Here is an 11592-nt window from a genome sequence, read left to right on the forward strand (position 1 = left end):
GGATGGAGCCTTCCTGCACGGTCAGTTCGGCCTGAGTTCGATCTTCAGATAACGCCGTTGTAACACGCCGAAGCCCAGAAGCGGCCGGAGGGCGGTCGGTGCATGTCTTCATCGGGCGCCGGTCTGCGGCTTGAACCCTCGCGTCCGGCCCGGTATCACCCGATCTGAACAGGAGCATTTCCATGCTGGCTCTCGGCATCATTCTCGGCTTCGTCGTCCTTCTGGGCGTCATCAACTTCATCGAGTTCGGTCGGGTTGACTAAGGCCCGCGCCGCCCTCGTCACGGGTGGCGGCAAGCGTATCGGCCGGGCCATCTGCCTGGCGCTGGCCGAGGCCGGCCATGACGTCGCCGTCCATTATCGCAGCGATCCCGAAGAGGCCGAGGCTGTCGCCGAGGCGGTGCGCGCCGTGGGCCGCCACGCCGTCATCCTGAAGGCCGATCTGACCGACGAGGATCAGGTGCGCGGACTGATCCCCGCCGCCGCAGCCGAACTCGGCGCCCTCTCCGTTCTGGTCAACAACGCCTCCGTGTTCGAGAACGACGCCGTCGGCGGCCTGTCGCGCGAGACCTGGGACCGGCACCTCGACACCAATCTGCGCGCCCCCGTGGTGTTGGCCGAAGCCTTCGCCGAACAGGCCCCGGACGGGGCGGTCATCGTCAATCTGCTGGACCAGCGGGTGCTCAAGCCGGACCCCCGCTTCTTCTCCTACGCCCTGTCGCGCAACGGCCTGTGGTGGGCGACGCGGACCCTGGCCCAGGCCCTGGCGCCGCGCATCCGGGTCAACGGCGTCGGCCCCGGCCCGACCCTGCCCTCGATCCATCAGTCCGAAGCCGACTTCGCCGCCGAGGCCGCCGGCACCCTGCTGCAGAAGCCCGGCAGCCCCGAGGCCGTCGCCGCCGCCGTGGTCTGGCTGGTTCAGGCCGAGATGGTCACCGGCCAGATGATCGCCGTCGACGGCGGCCAGCACCTGGCCTGGCAGACCCCCGACATCCTCGAATCCGAGTACCCCCAATGAGCGCTGAGCTGTCTGGCGTCGCCGCCTTCCCCTCGACCGATTCGATCCGGCGCGAGGGCCTGACCGTCTTCGTGCGCGGCCTGACCATCGAGGCGGGCATCGGGGTCTATGACCACGAGCAGGGGCGTCTGCAGACCCTGGTCATCGACGTGACCCTGGAGATGGGGCCGCATGCGGTCGAACGTCTGTCGGACACCATCAACTATGAGACCATCGCCCAGGCCGCGCGCGACATCGCCGCCGAAGGCCATATAGGTCTGGTCGAGAGCTTCGCCGAACGTCTGGCCTTGGCCTGTCTGCAGGATGGGCGCGTGCGGCGGGCCACGGTGCGGGTCGAGAAGCCGGGCGCCCTGCAGGGTGCGGTCGCGCCCGGCTGCGAACTGACCTGGATCCGCTGAGGCCTCACTCCCTCGCGGCCAACCCCTTGAAGCGGTTGCGCTGACGCTCGGCGAGCGCCATTGTCCGGCTCATGAGGACCGGGCCTACCGGCCAATGGGCGCCGACGCCTGAACGGAGATTCTTGATGGCCGAACCCGGCGATCCGCATTCGCCCCAGGACGGCGCGCCGCAAGACGGAGCGTCGCAGGGCCCCGAGGACGCCGACCTGTTCCGCGACGAGCCTGCCCCCGCGCCCATCTCGAGCCAGCGCCCGACCTGGGCCGCGCCGGTCCGCCCCGCGCCCGAGCCGGAGGAAGACCCACACGCCCACGATGACCTGATCGGCTTCACCAGCCCGGCTTCGCTTGTCGGAACCGAGCGTCCGGCTCGGAAACCCGAGCCAGAGCCTGAACCGGAGATGATTGCGGAACCCGAGCCCGCGCCGGAGCCCGAGGTCACGCCCGTCCCGGATCCGGAATCCCCGATCCTGGCCCCGGCCTTCACCGCGCCGAAGGCCGAGCCCAAGGCGCACGACACCATCCTGGAGCCGACCTCGTCCTGGGCGGTCGAGACCCCTCTGGCGGCCGAGACCGTTTCGCCTGCTGCCTACAGCCCGGTGTTCAACCGTGCCACGCCTGCCGCAGGCGGCAGGCCGACGTTCGGACGCGCGGACTCCAAAGGCGGCGCCGGCGGCGAGCCGCTTGAGGGCGCCACGGGCCTCTATACGATCTACGCCCTGATCCTGTTCGCGGTGCCGACCTTCGGTGTGGCGGCGGTGATTGGCCTGCTGATGGTCTGGATGCGGCCCAAGCCCGAACAGCCGCTGGCGCGCAGCCATTTCGAGTTCCAGACCCGGACCCTTTGGATCGCCGCCATCGCCGCCGCCGTCGGCGTCGTGCTGATCGCGGTGAACCTTGGGGTGTTCGTACTCGTTGCCATGGCCATGTGGGTGATTGTGCGCGGCGCCTGGGGGATCATGACCCTCGCGGCGGGCAAGCCGGTCGCCAATCCCCGCACCTGGATGATCTGACGCAAGGAGCGCCACAGGATGACCGACGCCCAACCCCGCCTCGACAGCGGCCATGAGTCCGAAGGCAAGCCCGCGGCGATCATCGCCTGGGCCCTCTACATCCTGTCGATCCCCAGCGCGAACCTGCTGGTCATCGTCGGTCTGATCGTCGCCTATGCCGGGCGAGGCACGGCGACCGGACTGGCGCGCGCGCATATCGAGGCCCAGATCGTCCTGTTCTGGTCGGTCTTCTGGTGGACCTTGGGGCTGTGGATCGTGGTCGCGATCAGCACCCTGCTGTCGACGATCCTGATCGGGATTCCCTTCCTGCTCCTGGCCTTGCTGCTGCTGTTCATCCTGCACATCTGGTTCACGGTGAAGGCGGTCCTCGGCCTGATCAACCTGCTGTCCGACAAGGCTCCGTAGCCGGGCGCCGTAACCGGATACCGCCCTGTTGCCAGCGCCGTTGCAGGCGCGCATCAATTGCAAAAGATTGGTCGCGCCGCCGGAACACCCTCTCATCCCGGCGGTTGGCCCACCAAAGCACAGCGCCGGGAAACGCCTTCATGACCGACTTTCGTGATGTGCCCGCCGAGCAGAGGTTCGAGCAGGGCTTCACCGATCCCGACGGCGCCCTGCGCGTCGTTTGGGCGGACTATTCGATCCAGGGCGACCGGCGGCCGATCCTGCACGTCGAGGCCGAACCCGAACTGCGCGGCTCAGGCGCGGCGGGCCAGTTCATGCAGAGCCTGGCCGATCACGCCCGCGCCGAGGGTCTGAAACTGGCGCCGCGCTGCAGCTATGCGGTGATCTGGTTCAAGCGCCACCCCGACTATGACGACGTGCTGGCCTGACCATGCCGCATCTTGATCCCGCCGCGCTCGGCCCCGCGGCACTGGGCCCGGCTGCGGACGTGCTGCAGACCTGGGTGCTGCCGGTCCTTCTGGGACTGGGTCTCGCCTCGGCGACGGGGCTCAGGACCTTTCTGCCCTTGCTGATGCTGGCCGTGGCGGCGCGGTTCGGCCTGTTCGGCGTCACCCTGAACGAGCACCTGGCCTGGATCGGCTCGCTCCCGGCCATCGCCGCCCTGAGCGTCGCGGCGGTGGTCGAGTTCGCTGGCGACAAGATCCCCGCCGTCGATTACGCCCTGACCGTCGTGGGCGCCTTCACCCGGCCGATCGCCGGCGCCATCGCTGCGGCGAGCGTCTTTGCGGGGCTCGATCCCACCACGGCGGCGATAGCGGGGATCATCGTCGGCGCGCCGACGGCCTTCGCCTTCAACGCGGTCCAGGGCGGAACCCGGCTGACCTCGACGGCGACGACCGGCGGTCTGGGCAATCCGGTGCTGTCCGTCATCGAGGACGTCCTGAGCTTCGGCATGGTGCTGATCGCCTTCCTGGCGCCGCTGATCGTCCCGGTCGTTCTGATCGTCTTCGCCGTCCTGCTGTTTCGACTGGCCAATCGCCTGCGAGAGCGACCGGCCAGGGCAGGCTGACCTGAACCCTAGAGGGTGCGGGCGACGATGGTCCGGATGGTCTCGGCCTTGACCGGAAGATCGCTGTGCAGGCGCGAGGCGATCTCGCGCGCGCCGACCGGATAGGCGTCGCCGCCGTCCGCGATCTCCTTGGCCATTTCGGCCGCCTGGATCAGGATTTTCTCGAACGCCTCGACCTGTTCGAGCGCCAGGGCGCGGGCCTCGGTCTGGAGGCGCTTGACCCGTTCGGCGGTCGTCTCCGGCGTTCGCATCATTTCGTAGATGGCGCTTTCGGCCTCGACGAGACGCAGATTGGGCGTGGCGGGCGGTTTGGACTTGGCGGTCGGCATGGATTTGGTTCCCTCAGCTGAAGGAAAAATCCCGCACAGGGCCTGTCGTTCCCGGAATTTCATCCGTGCGCGAAGAACCCGAATCCACTGTGTCGGTGACGCATCATGAGGGATCGCACGGATTAAACCCGCTCGCGATCGCCGTCATGCTCGTCGTCCAGCACCTCGGCGGCTTCTTCGTTGAGGGCCTGACTCTCGCGGCGCGGCTTCACGTAGGGCGCCGGCTGCGGCGTCGTCGTGTTGTTGCGCCACAGCGACCGGCCGGCCTGGAGCCCGCCCGCCACCTGCAGGGTCAGCCGCTCGTCGTCGCGGCGACGGACATCCTCGATGGTCTCGTGCGCCTCGTCTTCGGAGAAGCCCAGATCCTTGAGCACATGTTCGCCGAAGACCAGGGCGGATTCGAAGGTCTCGCGGATGTGGAACTCGACCCCGGCCTTGATCAGCCGGATCGAATGGCCGCGGTCATAGGCGCGCACGAACAGCTTGGTCAGGGGGAACTCGGCCTTGACCAGTTCGACGATGCGGTCGGCCGTCTCGGGCTTGTCGACGCAGACCAGGATGGTCTCGGCCGAGCCCGCGCCAGAGGCCCTCAGCACGTCCAGCCGGGCGCCGTCGCCGTAATAGACCTTGAAGCCGAAATTGCCTGCCGCCTGGATCATCTCGACATCGATGTCGACGATGGAGACGTCCACGTCGCGCGCCAGCAGCGGCTGGGCCACCACCTGGGCGAAACGGCCGAAGCCGATGATCAGGACCCGCTCGCGCAGGCCCACGGCCTTGTCGATGCCCTCCAGCGACACGACGTCCTTCGGCTTGAACCGGTCGGCCAGCAGCATGCGCACCGGGGTCAGGGCCATGGACAGGATGACGACGGCCGACAGGATGGCGGCGGTGCGGGCGTCGAACAGGCCGGCGGCCAGGGCCGCGCCATAGAGGACGAAGGCGAACTCTCCGCCCTCTCCCATCAGGGCCGCGCGCTTCAGGGCCTCGCCATGACCCGACTTGATGCGGGCGATCGCATAGACCCCGGCCATCTTGGCGAACATGAAGGCGGCGACCCCGCCCAGGATCATCGGCCAGTCGCGGACCACGACGCCGAGGTCCAGCGACATGCCGACGCTGAGGAAGAACAGACCCAGCAGGATGCCGCGGAACGGTTCGACGTCGGCCTCCAGCTGGTGGCGGAAGGTCGATTCCGACAGCAGCACGCCCGCGAGGAAGGCGCCCATGGCCATCGACAGCCCGCCGAGGTCCATGGCCCAGGCGGCGCCCAGGACGACCAGAAGCGCGCCCGCCGTCATCACCTCGCGGCCGCCGTAGCGGGCCAGCAGGCGGAAGGCCGGATTGAGCAGCCAGCGCCCGATGACATAGACGGCGGCGACGGCGGCGACGGCGAAGCCGATGGTCAGCCAGATCGGCTGCGGGTTCTCGATGGCCGTGCCGAACATGCCGCCGAACACCGCGACCAGGGCCAGCAGCGGCACGATGGACAGGTCCTCGAACAACAGGATGGACACGACCCGCTGGCCGGGCGCGTCCGACTGCTCGTTCCGCTCTTCCAGCAGCTGCATGACGATGGCAGTCGAGGACAGGGCGAAGCCGGCCCCGGCGATGATGGCGGCGGGTGCGGCCAGACCGGCCAGCAGGGCCGCGCCGGTCAGAAGGGCGCCGCAGGTCATCACCTGCAGGAAGCCCAGGCCGAAGATCTCCTTCCTCAGGCTCCACAGCCGGGCCGGGCGCATCTCCAGCCCGATGATGAACAGGAACATCACCACGCCCAGTTCGGCGACGTGCAGCACCGCCTCGGCGTCCTGGATCAGCCGGAAGCCGAACGGGCCGATGATCAGGCCGGCGGCGAGATAGCCCAGCACCGCCCCCAGACCGAACCGTTTGAACAGGGGCACGGCGACCACGGCGGCGGCCAGCAGCGCGACCGCATGGCCCAGTCCCATTCCGCCCGTCGGATCCGCCATATCGTCTGCCCTGTCTGCTGAAGCTTCATAGTGGGGGCTGGGGCGAAAGATTGCCATCAGGACACAGTCGCTACCCGCCTTTTTTGGTTCGCAGCCCGGCCACAGTTTCGACGAACGCCAGTCGGCCTCATGCAACCAACGATATAACCGGAGGAAGATGCCATGCTCTCGACCATGCTCAAACAGGGGGTGGCCGCCGTCGTCGGCCTGTCTCTGGCCGCGCCCGTCGGTACGGGGGGAGGGGCAGGGGGATCGCCGTCGCCCCGGCCCGTCGGCGGCGATGGAGAGGCGACGCCCGCCGCCTGCGCCCCGCTCGGCTTCAACCTGAATCCGGCTCCCGAACGTTTCGGCTATGTCAGCCGCACGCCGACGACGGCGCAGCCGCATCTGCAGATCCGTCCAGCGGGTCCGCCGCCGGTCACGATCCCGATCGCGCCGACAAAGAAGCAGGATCGGGTCGAGTATCAGGGGCCGCCGGTGATCGTGCCCGGACCGCCCCCTCCGCCCGCGCCCCCTCCGCCCGCGCCCCTCTCCGCCCGCGCCCCCTCCGCCCGCGCCCCCTCCGCCAGCGCCCGCTCCGTCCGCGCCTCCGCCACCACCGGCTCCGCCGGCCCCGGCCCGTCCGCCGGTGATCACCACCGACGCCACAGGCCGCGTGAATTCGGTGGACGGAGTCGCGGTGACCGGAGGCCGGGTCCCGGCCTCGTCAGCGGTCCACGGGAACATCGCTCCCCCGCCGCCATCGCAGCCGGCGAACACGGAACACTATCCGGACGCCACGCCCAATCCGGTTCACCGGGTCGCCGATGAGCCTGTCTCGACATTCTCCATCGATGTGGACACCGCCGCCTATTCTAACGTCCGCCGCTTCATCGCCGACGGCGCCCGTCCGCCGAAGGACGCCGTGCGGGTCGAGGAGCTGATCAACTATTTCGACTACGGCTACGCCCGTCCGACCAACCGGGCCGAGCCCTTCGCGGTGACCACGGCGGTCGCCGCCTCGCCCTGGTCACCGGGCCGTCAGATCGTCCATATCGGCCTGCAGGGCTATGAGCTGCCGGCGGGCGAGCGCAGGCCGCTGAACCTGACCTTCATGGTCGATGTCTCGGGTTCGATGAACTCGCCCGACAAACTGGCCCTGGCCCAGCAGGCGATGAATCTGATCATCGACCGGCTGCGGCCCGAAGACCGGGTGGCGGTGACCTATTACGCCTCGGCCGTCGGCACGGCGGTCGGGCCGACCTCGGGCGCCGAGAAGCTGACACTGCGCTGCGCCGTCGCGTCGCTCTCCAGCGGCGGGGGCACGGCCGGGGCGCAGGGGCTGGTCAATGCCTATGACCAGGCCCAGGCCGCCTTCGGCGCCGACAAGGTCAACCGCATCCTGATGTTCACCGACGGCGACTTCAACGTCGGGGTCACGGACAACAAGCGTCTGGAGGACTATGTCGCCGACAAGCGGGAAACCGGCATCTATCTGTCGGTCTATGGCTTCGGGCGCGGCAACTATCAGGACGCCCGGATGCAGACCATCGCCCAGGCCGGCAACGGGACAGCCGCCTATGTCGACGACCTGGACGAGGCGCGCCGCCTGTTCGGGCCCCAGTTCGACAAGGGCGCCTTCCCGATCGCCGACGATGTGAAGATCCAGGTCGAGTTCAATCCGGGCCGCGTCTCCGAGTATCGCCTCATTGGCTATGAGACCCGGCTCCTGAACGAGGAGGACTTCAGCAACGACCGCATCGATGCGGGCGAAGTCGGCTCCGGCGCCTCGGTCACGGCCCTTTATGAAATCACCCCCGTCGGCGGGCCGTCGCAAATCCCGGAGCGGCGCTACGACGACAACCGCCGGACACCGGCCCTGCAGTGGGGCGCGGGCGATCCGGACGGGGAGGTCGGCTTCGTTCAGGTCCGCTACAAGCTGCCGGGCCAGCCGACATCGCGGTTGATCCAGCATGTGGTCTCCAACGCCGGCGGAGACAGGGTCTCGGCCCAGCCGCCGGAAAGCACCCGTTGGGCCATGGCCGTCGCCGCCTTCGGCCAGCGCCTGCGCGGCGACCCCTGGATGGCCGCCAACTACGACTGGGCCTCGATCCTCGACCAGGCCCAGGGGGCGCGTGGCGACGACCCTTACGGCGACCGGGCGGAGGTCGTGCAACTGATCCGCGCGGCGGACAGTCTGTCCGCGAGAGGCCAGCCTTAGGGGGCCATCTGTCCTCCAAAAGGCGAGTGTCGGGGTCGATCTGTTTCGATCCCGACACAGTCGTGTCCGCATAAATGCGATTTATTCGCAATTGAGGTTGAACCTTGGCCGGAAGTTGATATTGCGAGCGCATCGCAAAATCAGCTTAACCGTCCTGGATCTCCTCCCCCGATGACCGATTCCCGCGCCGCGACGCTTCGCGCTCTTCTGTTCGCCTCCAGCGCCGCCGGCATGCTCTGCGCCGCGCCCGCCCTCGCCGCCGACGTGGCCCCGGAAGGCCCGATCGCGGCCGCCCCTGACGCCCAGCAATCGACCGCCGTCGGCGACGTCGACGTCAACGGCCAGCGCCGTCGCGCCGAACCGGAATCGTCCAAATACGTCGCCCCCTTGGTCGATACGCCGCGCAACGTCACCGTCATCCCGCAGCAGGTGATCGAGCAGATCGGCGCCACCTCGCTTCAGGACCTGCTGCGCACCTCGCCCGGGATCACCATGGGCGCCGGTGAGGGCGGCCAGCCGCTCGCCGACCGTCCGTTCATCCGCGGCCAGTCCTCGGGCAACAACATCTTCGTCGACGGCATCCGAGACTCGGGCGGTCAGCAACGCGAGGTCTTCAACCTGGAACAGGTCGAGGTCATCAAGGGTCCGGACTCGGCCTATTCGGGCCGCGGCTCGGGCGGCGGCTCGATCAATCTGTCGTCCAAGACGCCCAAGCTGGTGGACTTCACCAACGTCTCGCTGGGCGGCGGCACCGACAGCTACTGGCGCGGCACGATCGACCAGAACTGGCGCATCAACGACTCGACCGGCTTCCGGATCAACATCCTGTCGGCCTCGGGCGACGTGGCGAACCGCAACGCGGTGGACTACGACAAGCTCGGCGTCGCGGCCTCCTTCGCGGTGGGCATCGACACCGCGACGACCGCGACCCTGAGCTTCAACTATCTCGACAGCAACCAGATGCCCGACTACGGCATCCCCCTCTATACAAAGAAGGGCTCCGCCACGACGGCGCCGCGTCCCAACGCCAGCGGCGTTCTGGATGTGCCCTATGACACCTTCTACGGCCTGACGGCGCGTGACTATCTGACCAACACCGTCAAGAGCGCGACGCTGCGGCTGGAGCATCAGCTCACGCCCAATCTGACGATCCGCAACATCACCCGCTACGCCGAGACCCTGAACGACTATGTCGTGACCAATCCGGGCGACGGCGGTACGGCCGTTCTGGTCAACGGCGTCTGGTGGATGAAGCGCGGTCTGAAGTCGCGCTGGAACCCGGTCGACACCACCGCCAACGTCACCGAACTGTTCGGCACGTTCAACACCGGCTCGATCAAGCACAGCTTCAGCCTCGGCGCCGAGTTCACCCATGAGGTCAACGACAACGCGTCGTGGACGGTCACGTCCCTGACGGGCACGGCCTGTCCGGCGCCTCTGACCGGCGTGGACTGCACCCCGCTCTACAACCCCAATCCCAGCGATCCCTGGACCGGCACCAAGGTGTTGGGCGCCATCACTTCGAACACCACCGACACCAAGGCCGTCTACGCCTTCGACTCGATCGAGCTCGGAGACAAGTGGTTGCTGAACCTCGGCCTGCGCTGGGACGACTATTCGGTGGACGGCGTGGCCTCGACCGGTCTGCCGGTCGCTGAAGCATCGTGGGACTTCACCAACTATCAGGTCGGCCTGGTCTACAAGCCGACGCAGAACACCAGCATCTACGGCTCGGTTTCGACCTCCTCGACCCCGCCCCCGGTCAATGGCGGCGACGGCAACTCCAGCGCCACGCCTGCCCAGTCGATTTTGCCTCCGGAAGACACCCTCAGCTACGAGATCGGCGCCAAGGCCAGCCTGTTCCGTCAACAGCTCCAGCTCAGCATCGCCGCCTTCAGCCTGACGCGTGAAAACGCTTCGGTCGTGGTCGACGGACTGGCCCAGCCGGTCGGCGAAGTCGAGGTTCAGGGGATCGAGATCGGCTTCTCCGGCAACATCACCCCGCAATGGCAGGTGTTCGGCGGCTACACCTATCAGAGCAGCGAACTGGTTCAGGCCGCCGACAGCAGCGTCAATGAAGGTGATCCGCTGGCCAATACGCCCGAGAACAACTTCAGCCTCTTCACCACCTACCGCCTGCTGCCGAAGCTGGTTCTGGGTGGCGGCGTCTACTACGTCTCGGACTCCAACGGCGGCAACCAGGGCGGCGCCGGCGGCGGCGCCAACGGCATCTACGCCCCGGCCTACACCCGCGTCGACGCCTTCGCCTCCTACGACCTGACCGAGCGCGCCACCCTGCAGCTGAACGTGCAGAACGCGACGGACGAAGAGTACATCCTGCGCACCAACGGCGTGCACCATGCCGACCCGGCGCCGGGTCGTTCGGCCACCCTGGCGCTGAACGTTCGCTTCTAGGACCGTTCTGCGGTTAGTTGAGGGGCCCTGTCGTTCGCGGCGGGGCCCTTCGTCGTTTCGGAGACTTTCGACGTGCTGCTTCATATTCCCGAGGTCTTCACCAAGGACGAGGTCGCCGTGCTGCGCCAGCGGCTGGACGCCGGTCCGTGGAGCGACGGCAACGCCACCTCGGGCCACCAGTCGGCCCTGGCCAAACGCAACATGCAGCTGCCGGAGACCTCCGAGGTCGCCATCGAGGTCGGGCTGATCGTCCGACAGGCGCTGGAGGCCAATCCGATGTTTGTCTCGGCCGCCCTGCCGCACACGATCTATCCGCCGCTGTTCAACCGCTATGAGGGCGGTCAGGCTTTCGGCGTCCATGTCGACAACGCCATCCGCCAGCAGGGCCGGGCCGGGGTGCGGATCCGCAGCGACCTGTCGGCGACCCTCTTCCTGTCCGAGCCCGAGGACTATGACGGGGGCGAGCTGATGATCGAGGAGAACTACGGCGCCCAGTCGGTCAAGCTGCCGGCGGGCGATCTGGTTCTCTATCCATCCAAGAGCCTGCATCGGGTCACACCGGTGACGCGCGGCGCCCGGGTGTCGAGCTTCATGTGGCTGCAGTCGCTGGTGCGCGACGACGCCGCCCGCGAGACCCTGTTCCAGCTCGACATCGCCACCCAGCGCGTGAACATAGACAAGGGGCCGCAGGATCAGGCCGTCATCGAGCTGACCGGCGTATACCACAATCTGCTGAGGCGCTGGGCGGAGGTTTAGCGAGCCCCTTCTACTTGCGG

Annotated in this window: 11 protein-coding genes; 9 read left to right on the forward strand and 2 right to left on the reverse strand. The window is 67.9% G+C overall.

Annotation, left to right across the window (positions count from 1 at the left end):
- The first annotated feature begins 255 nt into the window (after positions 1-255).
- The 6 genes from IFJ75_RS00365 (at position 256) to IFJ75_RS00390 (ending at position 3899) form a co-directional block, all read left to right on the forward strand.
- Positions 256-1017 (forward strand): SDR family oxidoreductase, encoded by a 762-nt coding sequence (locus IFJ75_RS00365; protein WP_207870603.1) that lies wholly within the window; start codon positions 256-258, stop codon positions 1015-1017.
- On the forward strand, positions 1014-1415 hold the full coding sequence (gene folB / locus IFJ75_RS00370; protein ID WP_207870604.1) for a dihydroneopterin aldolase: 402 nt from the start codon (positions 1014-1016) through the stop codon (positions 1413-1415). Before IFJ75_RS00365 ends, folB begins: the two co-directional genes overlap by 4 nt.
- Before the next feature lie 125 nt (positions 1416-1540).
- The gene (locus IFJ75_RS00375; RefSeq protein WP_225896924.1) at positions 1541-2425 is read left to right on the forward strand and encodes a DUF4870 family protein; all 885 of its coding nucleotides are present in this window, start codon (positions 1541-1543) and stop codon (positions 2423-2425) included.
- Between the two features lie 18 nt (positions 2426-2443).
- Positions 2444-2830, forward strand: a complete 387-nt coding sequence (locus IFJ75_RS00380) for a hypothetical protein (protein ID WP_207870605.1) — start codon at positions 2444-2446, stop codon at positions 2828-2830.
- Between the two features lie 140 nt (positions 2831-2970).
- Positions 2971-3258 (forward strand): GNAT family N-acetyltransferase, encoded by a 288-nt coding sequence (locus IFJ75_RS00385; RefSeq protein ID WP_207870606.1) that lies wholly within the window; start codon positions 2971-2973, stop codon positions 3256-3258.
- A 2-nt stretch (positions 3259-3260) separates the two neighbouring features.
- Positions 3261-3899, forward strand: coding sequence for a DUF4126 domain-containing protein (locus IFJ75_RS00390; protein ID WP_207870607.1), 639 nt, complete (start codon positions 3261-3263; stop codon positions 3897-3899).
- A gap of 8 nt (positions 3900-3907) precedes the next feature.
- Here the strand turns inward: IFJ75_RS00390 and IFJ75_RS00395 are convergent, their stop codons facing one another.
- Together IFJ75_RS00395 and IFJ75_RS00400 are read right to left on the reverse strand one after the other, a co-directional pair.
- Positions 3908-4228: a hypothetical protein gene (locus IFJ75_RS00395; RefSeq protein WP_207870608.1), complete on the reverse strand. Its 321-nt coding sequence runs from the start codon at positions 4226-4228 to the stop codon at positions 3908-3910.
- A gap of 122 nt (positions 4229-4350) precedes the next feature.
- Complete coding sequence (locus tag IFJ75_RS00400) at positions 4351-6201, reverse strand: monovalent cation:proton antiporter-2 (CPA2) family protein (protein ID WP_207870609.1); 1851 nt, start codon at positions 6199-6201, stop codon at positions 4351-4353.
- A 628-nt stretch (positions 6202-6829) separates the two neighbouring features.
- Here IFJ75_RS00400 and IFJ75_RS00405 point away from each other — a divergent pair.
- From IFJ75_RS00405 to IFJ75_RS00415, 3 genes are all read left to right on the forward strand, one after another.
- Entirely contained in the window at positions 6830-8401 is a 1572-nt protein-coding gene (locus IFJ75_RS00405) for a vWA domain-containing protein (protein WP_225896925.1), read from the forward strand.
- A gap of 171 nt (positions 8402-8572) precedes the next feature.
- The gene (locus tag IFJ75_RS00410; RefSeq protein WP_207870610.1) at positions 8573-10816 is read left to right on the forward strand and encodes a TonB-dependent receptor; all 2244 of its coding nucleotides are present in this window, start codon (positions 8573-8575) and stop codon (positions 10814-10816) included.
- A gap of 72 nt (positions 10817-10888) precedes the next feature.
- Positions 10889-11572, forward strand: coding sequence for a Fe2+-dependent dioxygenase (locus tag IFJ75_RS00415; RefSeq protein ID WP_207870611.1), 684 nt, complete (start codon positions 10889-10891; stop codon positions 11570-11572).
- The last annotated feature ends 20 nt before the right edge of the window (positions 11573-11592 follow it).

The sequence above is a fragment of the Brevundimonas goettingensis genome, assembly GCF_017487405.1.
Taxonomy (GTDB): domain Bacteria; phylum Pseudomonadota; class Alphaproteobacteria; order Caulobacterales; family Caulobacteraceae; genus Brevundimonas; species Brevundimonas goettingensis.